19 protein-coding genes and 1 tRNA gene are annotated in these 19,893 nt (G+C 37.2%); 8 read left to right on the plus strand and 12 right to left on the minus strand.

The genetic code is table 11. From position 1 onward, the window contains the following. Positions 1–11: 11 nt before the first annotated feature. Both B5488_RS15455 and B5488_RS15460 read right to left on the minus strand, forming a co-directional pair. Positions 12–1,382: an alanine/glycine:cation symporter family protein gene (locus B5488_RS15455; RefSeq protein ID WP_079736076.1), complete on the minus strand. Its 1,371-nt coding sequence runs from the start codon at positions 1,380–1,382 to the stop codon at positions 12–14. Positions 1,383–1,485: 103 nt separating this feature from the next. Further along, entirely contained in the window at positions 1,486–3,075 is a 1,590-nt protein-coding gene (locus B5488_RS15460) for a peptide chain release factor 3 (protein WP_079736077.1), read from the minus strand. A 230-nt stretch (positions 3,076–3,305) separates the two neighbouring features. On the opposite strand from B5488_RS15460, the gene B5488_RS15465 reads away from it, so the two are divergent. From B5488_RS15465 to B5488_RS15490, 6 genes are all read left to right on the plus strand, one after another. Then, positions 3,306–4,904 carry an OmpA family protein gene (locus B5488_RS15465; RefSeq protein ID WP_079736078.1) on the plus strand — a complete coding sequence of 533 codons (1,599 nt, stop codon included), beginning with the start codon at positions 3,306–3,308 and terminating at the stop codon, positions 4,902–4,904. A gap of 101 nt (positions 4,905–5,005) precedes the next feature. Then, positions 5,006–5,524, plus strand: coding sequence for an isopentenyl-diphosphate Delta-isomerase (gene idi, locus B5488_RS15470; RefSeq protein ID WP_079736079.1), 519 nt, complete (start codon positions 5,006–5,008; stop codon positions 5,522–5,524). After that, positions 5,521–5,931 carry a 6-pyruvoyl trahydropterin synthase family protein gene (locus B5488_RS15475; protein WP_079736080.1) on the plus strand — a complete coding sequence of 137 codons (411 nt, stop codon included), beginning with the start codon at positions 5,521–5,523 and terminating at the stop codon, positions 5,929–5,931. Before idi ends, B5488_RS15475 begins: the two co-directional genes overlap by 4 nt. Next, positions 5,932–6,390 (plus strand): peroxiredoxin, encoded by a 459-nt coding sequence (locus B5488_RS15480; RefSeq protein WP_079736081.1) that lies wholly within the window; start codon positions 5,932–5,934, stop codon positions 6,388–6,390. Between the two features lie 63 nt (positions 6,391–6,453). Next, positions 6,454–6,717 carry a hypothetical protein gene (locus B5488_RS15485; RefSeq protein WP_079736082.1) on the plus strand — a complete coding sequence of 88 codons (264 nt, stop codon included), beginning with the start codon at positions 6,454–6,456 and terminating at the stop codon, positions 6,715–6,717. Positions 6,718–6,726: 9 nt separating this feature from the next. Next, positions 6,727–6,800, plus strand: a tRNA-Thr gene (locus B5488_RS15490). A 198-nt stretch (positions 6,801–6,998) separates the two neighbouring features. On the opposite strand, the gene mqo is transcribed toward B5488_RS15490, so the two are convergent. The 8 genes from mqo to B5488_RS15530 form a co-directional block, all read right to left on the minus strand. Further along, a complete protein-coding gene (mqo, locus tag B5488_RS15495; RefSeq protein WP_079736645.1) occupies positions 6,999–8,501 on the minus strand; it encodes a malate dehydrogenase (quinone) in 1,503 nt (500 codons plus the stop codon). A gap of 94 nt (positions 8,502–8,595) precedes the next feature. Beyond that, positions 8,596–9,870 carry an L-lactate MFS transporter gene (locus B5488_RS15500; RefSeq protein ID WP_079736083.1) on the minus strand — a complete coding sequence of 425 codons (1,275 nt, stop codon included), beginning with the start codon at positions 9,868–9,870 and terminating at the stop codon, positions 8,596–8,598. 169 nt (positions 9,871–10,039) lie between these two features. Then, the gene (locus tag B5488_RS15505; protein ID WP_079736646.1) at positions 10,040–10,801 is read right to left on the minus strand and encodes a DUF4369 domain-containing protein; all 762 of its coding nucleotides are present in this window, start codon (positions 10,799–10,801) and stop codon (positions 10,040–10,042) included. A 143-nt stretch (positions 10,802–10,944) separates the two neighbouring features. Further along, positions 10,945–12,210, minus strand: a complete 1,266-nt coding sequence (locus B5488_RS15510; RefSeq protein ID WP_079736084.1) for a DUF819 family protein — start codon at positions 12,208–12,210, stop codon at positions 10,945–10,947. A gap of 74 nt (positions 12,211–12,284) precedes the next feature. Next, positions 12,285–13,091, minus strand: coding sequence for an HAD family hydrolase (locus B5488_RS15515; protein WP_079736085.1), 807 nt, complete (start codon positions 13,089–13,091; stop codon positions 12,285–12,287). Continuing rightward, on the minus strand, positions 13,091–13,258 hold the full coding sequence (locus B5488_RS15520) for an Arc family DNA binding domain-containing protein (RefSeq protein WP_070053311.1): 168 nt from the start codon (positions 13,256–13,258) through the stop codon (positions 13,091–13,093). The genes B5488_RS15515 and B5488_RS15520 overlap by 1 nt, the downstream gene beginning before the upstream one ends. A gap of 1 nt (position 13,259) precedes the next feature. Then, positions 13,260–14,201 (minus strand): alpha/beta hydrolase family protein, encoded by a 942-nt coding sequence (locus B5488_RS15525; protein WP_079736086.1) that lies wholly within the window; start codon positions 14,199–14,201, stop codon positions 13,260–13,262. A 10-nt stretch (positions 14,202–14,211) separates the two neighbouring features. Next, positions 14,212–15,072: an SPFH domain-containing protein gene (locus B5488_RS15530; RefSeq protein WP_079736087.1), complete on the minus strand. Its 861-nt coding sequence runs from the start codon at positions 15,070–15,072 to the stop codon at positions 14,212–14,214. Between the two features lie 160 nt (positions 15,073–15,232). On the opposite strand from B5488_RS15530, the gene B5488_RS15535 reads away from it, so the two are divergent. After that, entirely contained in the window at positions 15,233–16,015 is a 783-nt protein-coding gene (locus B5488_RS15535) for a S1/P1 nuclease (protein WP_079736088.1), read from the plus strand. A gap of 57 nt (positions 16,016–16,072) precedes the next feature. Here B5488_RS15535 and B5488_RS15540 read toward each other — a convergent pair whose 3' ends face one another. Both B5488_RS15540 and B5488_RS15545 read right to left on the minus strand, forming a co-directional pair. Continuing rightward, on the minus strand, positions 16,073–16,657 hold the full coding sequence (locus tag B5488_RS15540; RefSeq protein ID WP_079736089.1) for an alpha-ketoglutarate-dependent dioxygenase AlkB family protein: 585 nt from the start codon (positions 16,655–16,657) through the stop codon (positions 16,073–16,075). A gap of 2 nt (positions 16,658–16,659) precedes the next feature. After that, complete coding sequence (locus B5488_RS15545) at positions 16,660–17,019, minus strand: DoxX family protein (protein ID WP_079736090.1); 360 nt, start codon at positions 17,017–17,019, stop codon at positions 16,660–16,662. A 500-nt stretch (positions 17,020–17,519) separates the two neighbouring features. On the opposite strand from B5488_RS15545, the gene B5488_RS15550 reads away from it, so the two are divergent. Then, on the plus strand, positions 17,520–19,733 hold the full coding sequence (locus tag B5488_RS15550; protein WP_079736091.1) for a tetratricopeptide repeat-containing hybrid sensor histidine kinase/response regulator: 2,214 nt from the start codon (positions 17,520–17,522) through the stop codon (positions 19,731–19,733). The last annotated feature ends 160 nt before the right edge of the window (positions 19,734–19,893 follow it).

The following is a 19,893-nucleotide window of genomic DNA, read 5'->3' on the forward strand; positions in this document are numbered from 1 at the left end:
CTAATTAAAAGCTAATCTTTGTACTTCTTAAAATAAATGCGTGCTGCTTTCATTACTCTTGGCGCAAGAATTAAAGTAGAGATCATTGTTGGGATCGCCATTAAAGCAAAAAAACCGTCGATTAAATTAATCATCATACTTAGAGAAGTCGTTGCTCCCAAAAGAATACTAATAATATAAAAGTAGTTGTAATAATGTTTGTTTTCTGCGCCTGCCAGGTAAGAAAGACATTTTGTTCCGTAGTAGGAGAATGAAAACAAAGAGGAAATACTAAAGGCCGCAATACAAAGTAATAAAAGATAATCTCCAACATAGGGAATAGAATCTTCAAAAGCGGCTGCGGTTAAGCTTACTCCATTTACATCTGAAGTTTGCCAAATTCCCGTTACCAGTATACATAGTGCCGTAAGTGTACAAACCACTAAAGTATCAATCGCAGGCCCCAACATCGCCACCAATCCTTCCCGAACAGGTTCTGAAGTTTTACTGGCCCCGTGAGCCATTGTTGCGGTCCCTATGCCTGCTTCGTTAGAAAAAGCGCCTCTTCTTACTCCAAGAATAATTAAACCACCCAGCACGCCGCCAAGCATTGGTTCGCCTTTATAGTTTTCTGCAGCAAAAGCATCGGTAAAAATTGTGGAAAAATAATAAGGCACCACATCGTAATTAACAATTAAAATAATAATTACCGACACAAAATAGAGGGCCACCATTGCCGGTACTAATTTTGAGACGGTTTTACTTATGCGTTGTAATCCCCCAAGGATCACTATTGAAGTGAGAATGACTAAAATAATCCCAATAATAAGGTTTGTTCCAAAACCGGTAGGAATATTATTAGGTTCTAGAAGAATAAAATTTATAGCCTGTGTAAGTTGATTTACATTGAAAACCGGTAAGGCTCCAATAAGCCCGGCTACACTAAAAAAGACGGCCATAAACTTCCATTTTTTGCCAAGGCCTTCTTCAATAAAATACATCACTCCACCCTGAATATTTCCCTGGGTATCTTTACCTCTGTACATTACGGCAAGGGTGTTGGTAAAAAATTTAGTGGCCATACCAACAACCGCACTTACCCAAAGCCAAAAAATAGCACCCGGCCCGCCTAAAGCAATAGCTACGGCAACCCCGGCAATATTTCCCATTCCCACGGTAGAGGAGAGGGCAGTAGAAAGTGATTGGAAATGGTTTATTTCCCCGGGATCGTTGGGGTTATTATATTTTCCGCGTAAGAGATCTAAGGAATGACCTAAGTATCGAAATGGAAGAAAATTAGATAAAATAAGCAGGTAAAATCCGCCGCCAATTAATAAAATTACTAAAGGAAGTCCCCAAACCGCCGAAGCAAATTGGGAAACAAATTCATCTAATTCATTCATAAAACCTCAATTATGCTGAAAATATATGAAATTAAGTCCTATTAAACACAGCGTACTAATAGGTTTCTTTCAATCTAAGCATTACTGGTTTAGAATCAGAAACTTAAAATTCTGAAGTAAAATGGAATTTAATCGAACGATACTTATCCTGCGTCATTTGTAATGAAAATTGGGAATCTGCTAAAAATACCAATTGTCCTTTTTTATCCTTAGCCAGAAATTTAGCTTTTAATCGTTTAAAATCTTTGAATTCTTCGCTTTTTTCATCTTCAGCCTCTACCCAGGTGGCTTTGTAAACGTTTAGGTTTTCGTAGGTGCATTTCGCGCCGTATTCGTGTTCCAACCTGTACTGAATAACTTCAAACTGAAGCGCTCCCACGGTTCCAATAATCTTTCGTCCGTTGAGTTCTAATGTAAAAAGCTGCGCTACACCTTCATCCATCAACTGGTCAACTCCTTTAGCGAGTTGTTTCGATTTCATTGGGTCGGCGTTGTTGATATATCTAAAATGTTCTGGGGAAAAACTTGGAATTCCGCGGTAATTTAAATTTTCACCTTCGGTAAGGGTATCTCCAATTTTAAAATTTCCCGTATCGTGTAAGCCTACAATATCACCGGCATAAGAAACATCTACAATTTCTTTCTTTTCAGCAAAAAATGCATTAGGACTGGAAAATTTCAGGTTTTTATTGTGTCTAACGTGTAAATAGGCTTTATTACGTTCAAACTTTCCTGAAACGATTTTTATAAATGCCAGGCGATCGCGGTGTTTGGGATCCATATTGGCGTGGATCTTAAAAACAAAACCGGTAAATTTATCTTCATCGGGTTTTACCAGGCGTTCTTCACTTTCTTTAGGTCTTGGCGTAGGTGCAATGTTTATAAAGCAATCTAATAATTCCCGAACTCCAAAATTATTTAAGGCCGAACCAAAGAACACGGGTTGTAAGCGGCCTTCCAGGTAAGCATCTTTATCAAATTCTGGATAAACGCCTTGTGCGAGTTCCAGTTCTTCCCTTAAATTATTTGCTGCAGTATTGCCAATTAATTCATCTAATTTATTAGAAGTTAGATCAGAAATTTCAATAGTATCCTCAATGTCTTTTTTAGGATCGCCGGTAAAGAGGTTTACATTCTTTTCCCAAATATTATAAATCCCTTTAAAGTCGTAGCCCATTCCAATAGGGAAACTTAAAGGCGTTACGGTAAGGTTTAATTTTTGTTCAATTTCATCAAGTAATTCAAAGGCATCTTTCCCTTCCCGGTCCATTTTATTAATAAAAACGATCATTGGGATGTTTCGCATCCTACAAACTTCTACCAGTTTTTCGGTTTGTTCCTCTACACCTTTTGCAACATCTATTACCACAATAACGCTATCTACAGCAGTTAAGGTTCTAAAAGTATCTTCAGCAAAGTCCTTGTGACCCGGAGTATCCAGGATATTGATTTTAATATCTTTATATTCAAAAGCTAAAACCGAAGTCGCTACCGAAATTCCCCTTTGGCGTTCAATCTCCATAAAGTCACTGGTCGCGCCTTTTTTGATCTTGTTAGATTTTACCGCCCCGGCCTCCTGAATTGCGCCCCCAAAAAGCAGCAATTTCTCAGTAAGCGTTGTTTTACCCGCATCGGGGTGAGAGATAATCCCAAAAGTTCTTCTTCGTTTTAGTTCTTTCTGAAAACTTTTCATCTATAAAAATATTAATTGGGTAGTTTGCTTCGGTTACTACGAGACAAAGCCCTCTATGGTAAATGATAATTACAAGCTTTTATGCCGGATAATTTAGAGCTGCAAAAGTACTATTATTTTGAGGAAAATTAAGGATAATTTATTTGCTCCTTTGTTAGACTTCCTTCAGGATTTTAGCAAAAACCTGTTAAAAATCTTCGGCTTTAAAAACATTCATTAATTTTACAATTATGGGGCAGTATTTAATAAGATCGATAGTTTTTTTGAGTTTGCTATGTGCCGGCTATAACTGCGTTGGGCAAATAAATGAGCAGGTGATTGCTCCCGGTGCTTATGTAATTAATATGGGCTCGAATCCTCAAACCGCAGAAAATTCCTTACAAGCTTATGGTTTGATTTATAATTTATTGAAAGATGAGAAGATTGAAGTAAAGTGGGTAATAAGCCCAGAGAAAGAAAAAGACGGGACAGATTTCACCTATAAGGAAACTGCTTTTAAAGGGAGTGCTTTTATTATCCCGGTTTCTTATATCACCGGGGATATTAAAAAAATAATTACGTCCTGGGAGGAAAAAGGAGTTGTAGGGCTTTATTTAGAAGCATCCATTCGCGTTCCGGTTTTCTCGAGTTTATCGGTAGCGCCACGCTGGACTTTAGATCGGGAAAACGGTTACATAGCCTTGCCATTTTTTAAAGCGGCTGCAATTCCTGAAGAAGCTTATGGAGGCAATAGCAGTAAAAACTGGAAGTCACCCGAAAATCTTGGAGTTTGCGATGATATTTTTGTAATGCCCCATGCCGATCCCGGTTTTACAACTCACAAAAATCTTTATACCTGGAATAGTAAATATAAAGGGGCGATTTGGGCCGGTTGTCACGCGGTAAGTAAACTGGAAAACCTGTCGGGAAATATTAAATTTCAAGATAAAGATAGCACCGAATTTATTCAGTTAAATTTTTTGAGTTCAGGTTTTCCCGGGGCACAGAGTGCGGGTTTAATTCACTATAAAAACCATCGGCACGGTACGCCACCTTATCAAAACTTATTACCTGCCGATCCTGTAGCACAGTATATGGGTAGGCCAGATAAAGCACATTTAAACGGTTCTGAAAGAATTTTTCTTCCGAAGAAAATAAATAGGTGGCGAAAAGAAACAAGGAAAATTGTGATAGATGAAGATGCGCCAGATATTCCTGAAATTGCTGAGGATACCGCGGTGGTGACCGCTTACGGCCACGCTTATGGAAATCCTGAAAATGGATTGGTGATGTACCAGGCGGGGCATAGCATTTACGGCAAAGAACCTTCAAATATAGCAGCATTGCGAGCTTTTTTTAACTGGAGTTTTTATGCTACAGAAATTAAACGAAGAAAGAATGCACTGGAATTTGGAAATTTGAATGGTCAACCTGTGCTCGATGCTAAAGTTGGTGATGACCTTACGGGAATACTGCGCTTAAAGCCTATTCATTTTGATTTGGATAAATCTGAAATTAGGCCAGGAGATAAACCGGCATTGGATAGTATTGTCACTTTTATGAAAATTCATCCGGCATTATTGCTTGATATAAGGTCGCACACCGATAGCCGGGCAAATGATGCTTATAATATGCAACTTTCAGAAAGAAGGGTTGAAGCAACAATTAAGTATTTAATAGCAAAAGGAATATCTGAAGCCCGAATTACCGGGAGAGGTTATGGCGAAACGGAGCTGCTAAATAATTGCGGTAATAACTATAAATGCACTGAAGCCGGGCACGAAGAAAACAGGCGATCAGAATTTATTCTGGCTATAGATTGTGACATTTATTCGAAAAATGAATTTTAAAGGTTTTCTTGCTCTCCTGGTAGAAATGCAACATAATTTTAGGAAATGTAGACTTGTAAAACCCCCTCTTCATTTCGTACATTTGGCACTCAAAGAAAAAAATGGGAACAGATAAGGTAATATTAGTAAACGAAAACGACGAGCAAATTGGCGTGATGGAGAAGATAGAGGCTCACGAGAAAGCTTTACTGCATCGGGCATTTTCAGTCTTTGTTTTTAATGAGAAAGGCGAGTTAATGATCCAGCAGCGAGCACATTCTAAATACCATTCTCCGGGATTGTGGACCAACACTTGTTGTAGTCATCAGCGCGAAGGAGAAAGCAATGTTGCTGCCGGGAAAAGAAGGCTTCAGGAGGAAATGGGCTTTAGTACCGATTTAAAGGAAGTTATGAATTTTATTTACAAAGCTCCTTTTGATAACGGACTTACTGAACACGAATTTGACTATATTATGATTGGAAATTATGAAGATGATCCCAATCCCAATCCCGATGAAGTGGCTAATTGGAAATGGATGAGCCTGGAAGCAATAAAATCTGATATGGAAGTGAACCCTGGCGTATATACCGAGTGGTTCAAGATTATTTTTGATAAATATTATTTAAGTATTCAAAAATGAGATTAAGTGTACATAGAAAAGCTCATTTCAATGCGGCGCATCGCTTGTATCGCAAAGATTGGAGTGATGAGAAGAACCTGCGGGTTTTTGGAAAATGCAGCAATCCGCACTATCACGGGCATAATTATGATCTTATTGTAAAGGTTACCGGTGAGATAGACCCGGAAACCGGATTTGTAATGGATTTAAAACGACTCAAAGATCTAATATACGAAGAAGTTGAAGTGCCTTTTGACCATAAGAACTTGAATGAAGAGGTGCCGCCTTTTAACGAACTTAATCCTACAGCTGAAAATATCGCGGTAGTAATTTGGAATAAAATCAGGGAAAAATTAAAAGCTGAACTCGATTTGGAGATCACTTTATATGAAACTCCTAGAAATTACGTAACCTATAAAGGAGAATAGATGGCACTTAAAATTGGCGATAAATTACCGAGATTAACTTTAAAAGATCAAGATGGGGAGAACTACCATTTTTCTAGAGTAGAAGATAAAGCTTTGGTAATCTTTTTCTACCCAAAAGATTTTACTCCCGGCTGTACCAAAGAAGCTTGTAGTTTTAGAGATCATTATGAAGAATTCCAGGATTTAGGTGCCGAAGTAATTGGGATAAGTACCGATAATGAAAGTTCTCATAAAAAATTTGCCTCTAAACACCAACTTCCCTTTGTGCTACTTTCAGATAAAGAAAAGCGTGCCCGTCAGGCTTTTGGCGTGAAACCGGGTTTACTGGGTTTACTTCCGGGAAGGGAAACTTTTGTATTTGATAAAGATAAAAAATTGATACATAGATTTAATAGTATGGGAGCTTCACAGCATATTCCCGAAGCGCTTAATTCCCTTAAGAAAATTCAGGAAAAATAATTTTAGTTCTGCTGTAATTTGTATTAAAAAATAGTCTAAATTCGCAGCCGAAATTTAAGTGATATGGCAAGTAAGAGATTATTAAAAAGAGATGTGAATTACGTAATGGGAGACATTATTGATGCAGCATACATACATCAAATGGCTAACCCTGACGACGCATCTAAAACTGAAGCGATTGTAGACGAAGCCATTGCAGAATTTGATGAATTGATCACTAAGATCAATCAAAAAGATGTAGAAAATAAAAAGCAACATTTTAAAGCGATAGAAAAAGAGTTGGAAGCAAAAGCTGAAGCCCTAATCGTGAAGATAAACGCTTTATAGAAATTAGTTGCCGATGTAGCTCAGCTGGCTAGAGCAGCTGATTTGTAATCAGCAGGTCGTGGGTTCGAGTCCCTCCATCGGCTCTTTGTAAAGACCCATTCCTTTTCGGAGTGGGTTTTTTCATGGAATCCTTTAAATGTCATCCTGAATTTATTTCAGGATCTAGGTTGTAGCTAATCAAAACATGTTAGAAGCTGAAAAAGTTCAGCTTGACGCAACAAGGTTTTTCATACAGCCTCTTTTATAGTGAAAGATTATGGGTTGTATTGAACTTGTGTCTATTAATGCAAAACCTCCAACTCCAGTTTTTTAGAAGAATTCGCCTGAATTTCCTTGAATTCAGTTATATTTTCTTCGATTTTTTTATTCCAGAAAGGAATCATTTTTGAAAGTTTTTGTTGCCATTTTTTAGATTCTATTTTTTCAGGAAAAGCAATATTAATTACATTCAACATAATAGAAACCGCAACTGAAGCTCCTGGCGATGCACCTAATAAAGCGGTGATACTACCATCTTTACTGTGAACTACATCGGTTCCAAATTCTAAAATCCCGCCTTGTTCTTCATCTTTTTTAATGATTTGAACCCGTTTTCCGGCTACTTTTAATTCCCAGTCTTCTGGCTTTGCATCTTTAATAAATACGCTAAGATCTTCCATTCGGTCAGAATGATCCATAGTTACCTGCTGCATCAGGTATTTCGTAAGTGGTAAATTATGCCAGAAAACGCCCCACATAGAAGGGATATTTTCTTTATTTATACTTTTTGGCAAATCCATTTTTGAACCTTCTTTTAGAAATTTAGTAGTAAATCCTGCAAAGGGGCCAAATAGCAATTCTTTTTTGCCGTTTATATATCTGGTATCCAGGTGTGGGGTAGACATGGGGGGAGCATCTGGCCCGGCTTTACTGTAGACTTTAGCCCAATGTTGCTCTATAACTTTACGGTTTTTACAAACCAACCATTGGCCATCTACAGGAAATCCGCCATAGCCGTCCTTTTCTTCTATCTCTACTTTTTGAAGTAAAGGTAGGGCACCGCCCCCGGCACCAATAAAAACGTGTTCAGCATCATAATAAGTGACTTTGCCAGAATCTAAATTTTGAGCTTCTACTGTCCATTCCAGAGTTTCATCTGGATCTACATCTAAAACATCGGTGTTTCTTAAAACGGGAACATTAAATTGTTCTTCCAGGACTTTAAAATATTGTTGTGAGAGTTCTTCAAAATTAACCTCGGTCCCAATTTCCATTCGTGTGGCAGCCATTTTCTCATTCTCGCGGCCTTTAGCGATTAACGGGATCCATTCTTTTAATTTATTTGGGTTTTCAGAAAATTTCATTTCTTCAAACATTGGCGTTTGGGTAAGCGCTTTAAATCGACTTTTAAGAAAATTGATATTATCTTCACCATTAACCCAGCTGTGATGGGGAACTGAATGAATAAAATTCTGAGGCTCTTTTATAAGTTTTTGGTCTACCAGATAGGCCCAGAATTGTTTACTGGTTTCAAACTGACTAAAAATTTCGATTGCTTTACTAATATCTATACTACCATCAGAATTTTCAGGGGTATAGTTAAGTTCGCAAAGTGCCGAATGCCCGGTACCGGCATTATTCCACGCACCAGAACTTTCTTTAGCTACTTCTCCCAGCTTTTCAAAAATGATTATTTTGATCTTAGGATCTATTAACTTCAGCATTAATGCGAGTGTAGCACTCATTATGCCGCCTCCCACGCAAATAAGATCGTAGTTATTTTCTTCGCGTACTTTTTGATTCATAGCCTGGTTTTTCTCAAACTTAGAAAAATACAAACCCAATCTTAGCCAATAAAATATTAAACCTGATAAGATTTATTTAACCTCTAACTATTTTTTAATCTGAAGTTGAGGTTTCATACTGCAATTCCTTATGCTCGGTTCTAACTTTCTTTACACTTCTGTTTAGCAGTAAACTAATAATTAATGCAACGATAATTAGCCCGGTAAAAACGTAGAAAACGGGAATATAACTTCCGGTTCGGGTATAGATTTGCGAGACCAGGGTAGGACCAATAAGTCCGCCCAGAGACCAGGTAGTTAATAAATATCCGTGAATTGCTCCAAGTTCTTTTGTGCCAAAAAGATCGCCTATAAAAGCCGGAAGGTTAGAAAACCCACCGCCGTAACAACTTACTACCAGAAAAATAAAGATTTGAAAAATAATAGCACTGCTAATAATTGGTAAGGTAATAAAAGCAATAAGCTGAATTATGAAGAAAATAATAAATACTTTTGGACGTGAAATATAATCTGAAGCCGCAGCCCAGCCTAATCTTCCGCCACCATTAAAAATTCCCATGAGTCCCACCATAGTAGCTGCTGCACCTGCCGAGAGTCCAACGATGTTTTGTGCCATTGGGGAAGCTACAGAAATCATCATAATTCCTGCGCTTGTATTTATTAGCATCATTGTCCAGAGCATCCAGAAATGCTTGGTTCTAACAGCTTCACCAGATGTAGCTTGAGATAAGTCTCTTTTTATTTTTTTTGTACCCGCTTTTACCGCTGCTTCCATTCCTGCTGGCATCCAGTTTTTTGGCGGTGGTGCGATGTAAGAAGCGCCAAGCATCATTAAAACAAAATACGAGGCTCCTAAAATATAAAAAGTAGTACTGATGCCGATAGATTCTATTAAACTTGCGGCCACTGGTGCAGTGAGTAAAGCACCGGTGCCAAATCCCAGTACAGCCATTCCTGTAGCTAAACCTCGCTTGTCTGGAAACCATTTTACCAAAGTTGAAACGGGAGCTATATAACCAATTCCCAGCCCCAGCCCGCTTAATAACCCGTAGGAGAGTAGGAATCCTGTTAACGAATCCATTGAAATGGCAAATCCTGAGCCGGCCTGGCCTAAACCAAATAAAACTGCAGCCAGCATAGCCGATTTCTTTGGGCCGCTTCTCTCTACAAATTTTCCGAATAAGGCTGCAGAACCTCCACCGAGGACCATCATTATTGTAAATGCCGTGGTAACAGAAGCCATAGACCAGCCCTTTGTTTCAACAAGAGGTTGGGTATAAACACTATAGGCATAGGCGGCACCTATTGAAATATGAATAAAAACTGCCGAAGCGGCAATAAGCCATCGGTTTTTGTTTGGAGCACTCATTTATAAAGGATTTTGCAAGTTTGTAAGACTATTAAATTGAATAGAACAACAAGTATAAGTTTTTATTACGGAAATATAAATGAAATGCCTGTAGTATTATAAATGAGGTAATAAAAAAAAGCCCGAAATATTAATTTCGGGCTCTAAGATTGTCCAGGATAATTCTGAATTAACTTATATCTTCATCATTTTCCTTAGTTTCTACGGGCTCAATATTTTCGCTGGCTTCTTCTTCATCCCTTCTTTCTTTTAAGAAATCTTTCAGCTCTTTTCCGTACATCGATTTTTTCACCTTTGGCTCTAAAGAATTATAGATGGTATCTAAATATTTGATATTTGCATCAAAAACTTCAGAAAGCGCGAGGTAAGGTGCTACTTCCAGGTCTTTATTGTTAATAGCGAAATTAACAGTATAAAGATATTTTCTTTTAAGTAAGCTTTCATATTGCTTATTCACATCTATCAATTGCTCCTCGTTTTCATCCCGTTGTGCTTCAAAATTTTGCTGAATAAGTTCCAGGTTCTTATCGTTGAAGCGTTGCATCATTTTGCGATATTCTTCTAATTTTTCCTGATTTCTGGCTCCGGTTATTTTTGCATCTGTTACAAAATTCTCTAACGTTGTATTGATGGTTACTTCTCCTTCTTCAGCAAAGAAATCTATACGATCGTCGTACTGAGAATTATCAACTTTTTTAAGGTAGAGATACATAACCTGGGGACTTTCAATAAAAGCTTCCAGGCTAATATTGGCATTACCATTAACCTCTACTGAATCCAGATCTACCATAAGGGTATCATCTATCTTTTGAAGATAAACAGTTCCCTTTTTTAGTCCGTCAATATTGGCATTTACTATTAAGTTGCTTTCTTTATTATTACAGGAAGTAAGGGCGATAATGGCCAGTAAAAGAATGCTAATTTTTTTCATTTGTTTTATAATTTTCTCTGGTAGCGGGAATTTATCACAAGCTAATAATTCATACTGTGAACTCCCATATTTAGTCTCCAGCAACTTGCTGGTTTCAGGTTTCTGATTTAGGCGGCAAATATCTTATAATTTTCTATTTTAAACTAACTCCCGGCTGCGATTTGCATTAAAATAGTAGTAAGAATTGCGCCATAGGTTCCAACTACATATCCAAACACAGCAAGCAATACACCAACGGTAGCCAGAGAAGGATGAAATGCCGCAGCTACAACAGGTGCCGAAGCCGCTCCGCCCACATTGGCCTGACTTCCCACCGCGAGGAAGAAATAAGGAGCTTTAATAAGTTTTGCTGTGCCAAATAGGAAAATAACGTGAATAGACATCCAAATAAGTCCGATGCCAATAAGGCCCGGATTATCGAAAACCATCCCAAGGTCCATTTTCATACCTATGGTTGCCACCAGAATATAAATGAAGATACTGCCCAATTTACTGGCTCCCGCACCTTCGTAAGTTTTGAATCGTGTAAACGAAAGTCCTATTCCAATTGCGGTAGCGATGGTGATCATCCAGAAGAAGGATGATGAAAAGGATGAAAGCGCACTTTTACTATCATTAAAAATCTCAAAATTAGAAGACAGATATACCGAAATTTCATCGGCTCCCCAATGTGCAATTCCCACGGTTACAAACGCCAGGGTAAGCATGATCATATAATCAGGTAGGTTGGGGTTCCTGGTTACACTATCAGCGTAATTTGAAACTTTATTTTTAAGTTCTGTAATAGCTGAATTATCAGCTTTTAGCCATTTGTCAATTTTTTCGGTTTTACCAATTCCCATTAAAAGTCCCGCCATAAGCAGGTTAGCCACTACAATATCTACCAAAACCATTCCGCCGTAAAGATCGGGGTTGTATTCGTAAATTTCCAACATAGCAGCCTGGTTGGCTCCACCGCCAATCCAGCTACCGGCAATGGTAGAAAGACCACGCCAAATAGCATCGGGGCCAACGCCCCCAACGGTTTCGGGAGAAATAGCAGAAACAATAATTACAGCTAAAGGGCCTCCAATAATAATTCCTACAGTACCGGCAAAAAACATGATCAGGGCTTTTGGCCCAAGGTTGAAAATTGCTTTTAAGTCTATACTTAATGTCATTAAAACCAGGGCAGCCGGTAATAGAAATCTACTTGCTACAAAATAAAGTTGAGAAGTACCATCGTCTATTAGTCCCAGGGAATTAAAGATTGCTGGAATTAAATAGCACATTAAAAGTGCCGGTACAATGCCGTAGAATTTTTTCCAGAAACCTTCTTCTTTAGAAGAAGTATAAAACACAAAACCCAACGCAAGCATTAAAAGGCCAAAGACTATAGCATCATTGGTAAAAACGGGAGTATCTTCCATAGAAAAATTTTATAAGCGGCGCCAAAATACAATTTTTCTTAAACTCTTCTTAAAGAATTAGTGGAATCCTTCTATTAGATTTTAAACAATTCTTTTAAGCTCTTGGCTACGCCATCTTCTTTACCACTTTGGGTTACAATATTTGCAACTTCCAGTACTTCTTTTCTCGCATTTCCTACAGCAACGCCCATTCCCACGCCTTTTATCATTTCTACATCATTGTAATTATCTCCAAAAGCAATGCTTTGTTCCGGAGTTAAATTAAAATGATTTTTCAATAAAAATTTAATCGCCGTAAGTTTTGAAATTTCTTTATTAGCAATTTCCAGATAGGTGGGTTTAGAGCGGTATAAATGAAGTTGGCCGGGAAAATTTTCTGATAAATAATCTTTAATTTTATCAATATGGGCTTCGTCTCCCATGGCCATAATTTTATGAGCTCCTTTATTGTCTTTTTTCCAGGCTGAAAGCACTTCGTTATTCGACTTGATTTCAGGCTTTACTTTAGTGTTGTTTTCTTCTCTGGCGGCCCATTGGTCGTATTGCGGAACGTACCACTCGTCACTATTATATAAACTTAAATGGCAATTCATTTTTTGATTGAACTCACAAAGATCTTCAAGTGTATTTAAAGGAATTTCGGTAGAATTTATTGCTCCCCCATTCACCAGGATTAATCCGCCATTATAGCAAATAATTGGTTGCTCATTTATTTCAAGATCGGCTTGCAGGTGCCGCATCGCGGCCGGCATTCGGGCTGAAATAAGTATAAAAGGCAACTTATTTTTGAGATTTTTTATTGTTGAAATTGTTGTGGGAGATAATTCCCTGTCATGGTTTAATAAAGTTCCATCTATATCTGAAAAAACGATCTTATACATTATTCTTCTTTTTTATTTTTTGGGTGGCGGTTTGCTTCTTTTAGGGCTTTATTTAGCATCCACTCGATCTGCCCATTGGTACTCCTGAATTCATCAGCAGCCCATTTTTCAATGGCTTTCAGCATCTTCTCATCGACTCTAAGGGCGAATGCTTTTTTATTACTCATTTTATTTATTTTCCAAATTCTTAATAAAATCGGTCAAAACCGGAATTATTTCGGGATGTAATGGCAATTCAGGATTGTTATAAGTCTGATAATTTTTAGTCAAATCCTTAGAGCTTATTTCTCTAAAAACGTGGTTCATATCTTTCAATAAAACTAAATCTGAATTAGAAGTTGCGTTATGCAACATTTCAGCCTGTTCTTCTTTTACCTGAGCATCATTTGTTCCATTTATAATTAAAACGGGGATTTCCAGTTTTGCAATCTCCCGGGAAGGATCATACTTCATCCACGTAGCTAAAAAAGCCTGATTTTGGGGACTAAAAAGTGAACCTAATATTTTGGGATATTCAGTAGTACTTCCGTTTTCTTTAATTTCCTGAAGGCTTGTTTTTATTTCATCTTTAAGCTGAGGTAATTGTGCCGAAAGTTGCGCGGCCAGAATATGGTTTATACTTTCTCCTGCGCCGGCAATAGAAATAAAGGCATCGGCATTATCTTTTGTCGCCAAAATTCCTATTAAAGAACCCTGGCTGTGCCCGGCGATAATTAAATTGCTGAAGCTCCCTTCTTCCTTAAAATGACTTAAGATATTTTCAACATCAGTTACAAAATCATCAAACGAAATTGTTTCTAAATTCAATTCTTTTTTCTTAATGCTGCGTTTATCAAACCTGAAACTTGCAATGCCTTCATTGGCTAGTTTATGAGCGATTTTTTTTGCAAAATCACTGTTTAATGAGTTTTGATTCCCGTCCCTATTGGTAGGCCCGGAACCCTGAGTAAAAATCACCAACGGGGGTTTGTCTGCGTTAGATGGAAGAACGAGCGTACCGTCGGTAAATTTATCTACAGCAATTTCTTCTTCAGTAAATGCCCGCTCTTGTGAAAAAGCGATAAAACTTCCGAAGAAAATTAAGAATAAGCTGAGCTTTAAATTTCTCATAAAGTTGCTCTTAGTGATTTAAAGTTCCGGCGTTTACAACGGGTGTAGCATCTTTGTCGCTACAAAGTACCACCATTAGATTGCTAACCATGGCGGCTCGTTTTTCATCATCAAGATTTACCAGGTCTTTTTCGCTTAGCTGGTGAAGGGCCATTTCTACCATGCTTACAGCGCCTTCAACAATTTTATGACGGGCGGCAACAATGGCAGTGGCCTGCTGGCGTTTAAGCATTGCACTGGCAATCTCATTGGCGTAGGCCAGATATCCAATCCTGGCTTCCAAAACTTCAATTCCGGCGATATGCAAACGTTCTTCCAGCTCTTTTTCCAGGGCGTCGCTTACTTCGTTTACGCTGGAACGCAAAGTAATATCCTCATCTAAACCTTCGTCGGCAAAATTATCATAAGGATAGAGACTGGCAAGTTTTCTTACCGCGGCATCGGTTTGTACCACGACAAAATTTTCAAAATTATCCACATCAAAAGAAGCTTTGTAGGTGTCGCGCACCCGCCAAACCAGGATGGTACTTATCATTACCGGATTCCCAAGCTTATCGTTCACTTTTAGGCGTTCGCTGTCAAAGTTTCTGGCCCGTAATGAAATTTTCTTTTTGGTGTAAAATGGGTTAACCCAAAAAAGCCCGTTCTTTTTCACAGTGCCCTTGTAATCTCCAAATAGTAAAAGCACTCTTGATCCATTGGGGTTTACAAGGATTAATCCAGGAAGGATAAACAGGGCGATAATAATTCCTAAAATAAACCACGCATTATTTAAAACAATAAACCCAATAATGCTTCCGAAGAATAATAATAAGAAAACAAACAGCATGATATAACCGTTTGAAGCTTTGAGATCTTTTTCCTGAGTCATAATATTTAAAATTGGTTGATATTAAAATGATATCATAAATATATTGCATTAATTTAAACCAGAGAAAAATTTAACATATTAAAAATATGGGCTTCACTATATTTGCCGGAAATCTAAAGGAGATTCACTTTTATCTTCTTAATCTTTAAAATTTCTATAAATGAAAAAATTATTGCTACTTACTTTAGTTGTGTTAATGGGAAACACCGGTTTTTCGAATGATAATGATTGGGGGAAAACAGGGCACCGTGCCACTGGGGAAATCGCCGAGAGTTATTTAAATAAAAAAGCTAAAAAAGCGATAGATAAAATTTTAAACGGTCAGGGTTTAGCCTTTGTGGCAAATTATGCCGATGATATTAAAAGTGATCCAGATTTTAGACAATACGGTCCCTGGCATTATGTAAATCTGGCTGAAGGTGAAGCCGAATATAACGAGGAAACTGCTAACCCAAAAGGTGATCTTTACCAGGCAATTTTAAAATCTAAAGAGGTTTTGAAAGATGAAAATGCTTCAAAAGAAGAAAAGCAGTTTTACCTGAAAATGTTAGTGCATTTTGTGGGTGATCTTCACCAACCTTTCCACGTGGGAAGAGCAGCCGATAAGGGTGGGAATGATGTGCAGGTGCGATGGTATAACGAAGGGTCTAACATTCACCGTGTTTGGGATAGCCAAATGATAGATTCTTACCAAATGAGCTATACGGAGCTTGCAGCAAATACCAAACAATTAACCAGAGCCCAAATTAAAGCTATTGAAGCGGGAGAAGTTATAGATTGGGTTTACGAATCTGGGGCGATGGCTAACCAATTATATGATTCTGTTGAAACAGGGGAGAAGTTAGGTTATGAATATATGTACCATCATTTACCAACGGTGCTAAAGCAATTGCAAAAGGGCGGCATTCGTTTGGCGAAAATACTTAATGAGATTTACGGATAAATTGATTGTAAATATAAAAAAAAAGCCATTGTGGATAAACCTTCACAATGGCTTTTTTTATTGAATTTTTCTAAAAGTTAGATTTATTCTTGGTGAAACTTCTTTTTTGGTTTTTGGCAATTGGTGTTTCCAAAAATGTTGCATACTGCCTTTCATAATTAGGAGGCTACCGTGTTGAAGTTCAATTTTTTCCTTCAGATTTTTATTGTTTTTATGTTTAAACTGAAAACTACGAACGCCACCTAAGCTTATAGAGGCAATTACGGGATTTTTACCTAAAACCTTTTCATTATCGGCGTGCCAGCCCATACTGTCGCGCCCATCACGGTAAAGATTTACAAGGCAGGTATTAAAGTCTATACTTGTTAATTCTTCGGTTTGTTGTTTTAGACCTAATATTTCAGTTGAAAAAGTTTCAGGTTGTAACTGGAGACCAGAATAGGTATAAGAAATTCCTTTTTCAGCATAAAAAGCGGTTAAACGCGGCTGCGGAATTTCATTTCCGAAGAGTTTTATATTTTGTTGTTGCCATGGAATTTCCTTCAGCAATTTTTCGAATAAAAAATCAGCTTTTTCATTACTAAGGAAATCTGGGAAATACTGTAATTCTGCATCGGGTAAGCTAAAATTTTCAGACTTCATCTTCAAAACTGTAAATAAAACCAGGCCCAGTACATTAGAAAAAATTGAAGCGGAATTCTTAAAATTAATGCCCATTTTGGGATTCCCGCACCGGCTTTTTGAGAAGAAAGCATATAAAAATGTACCAGGAGAAAAACAGTTAGCATTAGGATTATACCGTAGATCGCCAAATCTATGGTTTCAGGGAAAAAGAGTAAAAATCCCAGGAAGATTTCTGTTAGTCCGCTTAAAAAAACCAGGGCTTTATGCGCGGGTAAATAACGCGGCATAATGCGCATATACATTTTAGGTTTTATAAAGTGAATTATACCGGCGACGATGTACATCGCGCCCATTAGGTAAAGGTGCCAGGGATATTGCATAATTTAAAGATAAAAATATATTTTCATGAGAGGTAAAAATTATAATAATATTACTGTCTAATTCTAATAATCTTGTGTAATTCACTAAAATAGAGTAATTTTCGCATCCCAATCTACAGCCTAACTTAATAGATATTGAAACATAATTACCTACAAATTTTCTATATTATATAGCTCAAAATTTTCTTTCGGCTCAAGAAAGTGGATTTTGAATTAACTCACCTCAGTTTCAGTTTTAAAAAAGTAAGGCTAAATAAATCGAGAATCTTTTATCGAAAAGTTGATTGGATATCAGTCTGAAAAGATGGATACTTAAGTTTATTGAAGGATTCTCTAAACGAAGTATTTAAGAAGCTCAGAAAATATCCTAATTTAAAAAACTTTTACCGTTTTAAGAAGAATAATAGAATTAAAGGAAATATTTATTGCTGAAATATTAAAAAAAAGTTAATTTAACATAACCTTTTGTCCCATAGGTTAGAACTTAACATGGAATAGGATTGAGTACAAAAAACGTTTCCATTTTATTGGTTTTTCTGGTATCCGGCCTTGCTTTTTCACAGTCTGAAGAAAGTGAATCCTGCGATAGCATTAAAGAACTCCTGGATTTGTCTACCGAGGCCATGTATTCCTATGATTATAATAAAGCGATTGATTACTCCCTCAATTTAATCGAGCTTGCAGAAGAAGAAAAAGATTACTACCACCTCTACCACGGTTATAACAACCTGGGAATAACCTATGACGAATTATACGATACCATAAGGGCTAAAGACAGTTATGAAAATGCCCTTAAGTATGCTAAAATTGTTAAGAACGACACGCTACTTTGGTGGGCCTACAACAACCTGGGTAATATGTTTACTGCCAACAAGGAAACTATTGATCAGGGTTTTGCATATTATGATAAAGCGATAAAAGCAGCCTCCAACCTGGACGATCCCGATAGCAAAGCTACCCCGCTTATTAATAAAGGATGGACACATCTTTATATGGAGGAGTATGATGAAGCCTATCCATACCTAATAGAAGTGGAGAAACTTATAGAAGAATTTGAGGATCCTTACATTCAAAGTCAAATTGCTGCCCTTTTTGGAAACTATCATTTTGGGAAAAAAAATTACGAAGAATCTAAAGAGTATTACGAAGAAGCTATTAAAATTGCTGAAAAAGATTCCATGTATTATGAGGCTGTAACTGGTTATGACGGTTATGCTGAAGTGTTGTTTGCAAACGAAGAATTTGAAGAAGCTTATAATGCTTTAGATAAATACATAGAATACGATGCTAAACTTTATGAAAAAGAAAAGCTGGAACAAATGGAAGCTGCACAGGCTCGTTTTGAAACCAAACGCTATCGTGAAAATCTTGAAATAGCTAAAAGAGAGCAGAAGTATAAAGATGAGGTGATCGCCAAATCTCAGCAGAATTCTATAATCATGATTATTTCATTAATCGTGATGTTGTTTTTTATAATTCTGCTTGTTAAAAATAACGGCACCAGGAAAAAACTGATCTCCCAGTTGAAAAATAAAAACAGCGAATTACTAACAGCCAAAGAAGAAGCGGAACGTTTATCTATGCTGAAAAGCCAGTTTTTCTCTACTGTTAGCCATGAGTTACGAACGCCACTTTATGGAGTGGTAGGGCTTACTTCGCTATTGCTGGATGATAAAAGCCTGAAGAAGCACGAAAGCGATCTAAAATCCTTAAAGTTCTCAGCCGATTATCTTTTGGCGCTTATTAATGATGTGCTGCAAATGAACAAAATGGAATCTAACCAGGTGAAACTGGAAAATGTTTCTTTTAATATCCAGGAATTAATACTCAGCATAGTAAACACGTTTGAATTTACCCGCTTGCAGAACAAAAACAAAGTACATTATAGTATAGATGAGAAAATACCCAAAAATCTTATTGGTGATCCAGTAAGGCTTTCGCAAATTCTCATGAACCTTGTAGGGAACGCGGTGAAGTTTACCGAAAATGGTGATATTTATATAAATGTTGAATTACGGGCGGAAGTAGAGGATAGAGCGGTGATTTATTTTGAAGTAAAAGACAATGGAATTGGTATCCCCAAAAGCAAACAAAAATTAATTTTTGAAGAATTTTCTCAGCTTAAATCTTCCAATTATAATTATCAGGGAACCGGCTTGGGTCTCCCTATAGTTAAACGCTTACTGCAATTATTTGAATCTCAAATTCATTTAAAAAGTAAAGAAGGAGAAGGCTCAGTGTTTTGTTTTAATTTAAGTCTTAAAGAAGATAAATCTCCAGGTAAAAAAGCGGGCTTTGCTCACGATGTATATTTAGATAATCTAAAGGAAAAACAAAAAATCCTCATTGTAGACGATAATAGAATTAACCAGGTAGTAACGAGAAGAATCCTGGAAAAGCAAAACTTTGAATGCGTGGTTGTTGGCAACGGTGTGGAAGCCATTGAAAAAGTGACCGCTGAAGATTTTGGACTTATTTTAATGGATCTAAATATGCCGGGGATTAATGGTATGGAAACCACAAAACGTATAAGAAATCTCAATAAAGATGTTCCGGTAGTTGCTTTAACAGCAGTAGAAATTGAAGAAGTAAGAAATGAAATCTTCGCAGCAGGAATGAACGATATTATTGTAAAACCCTATGACGTGGAGCGTTTCTATCAAATTATAAAACGTAATCTAAGTTCAAATTTAGAAACAAGCTCCAGGAATTAAAGTCTGTTGGCAAACTTTCCCTTTGCATTAAAGCTTAATCATATAAAATAAAAAGGCCTGGAAAGTCTTGTTACCGTCAAGCTGAACTTGTTTCAGCTTCTAACATCTTAGATCCTGAAACAAGTTCAGGATAACGATTAAAACAACTTTCCAGACCTTT

Source organism: Salegentibacter salegens (assembly GCF_900142975.1).
GTDB lineage: Bacteria > Bacteroidota > Bacteroidia > Flavobacteriales > Flavobacteriaceae > Salegentibacter > Salegentibacter salegens.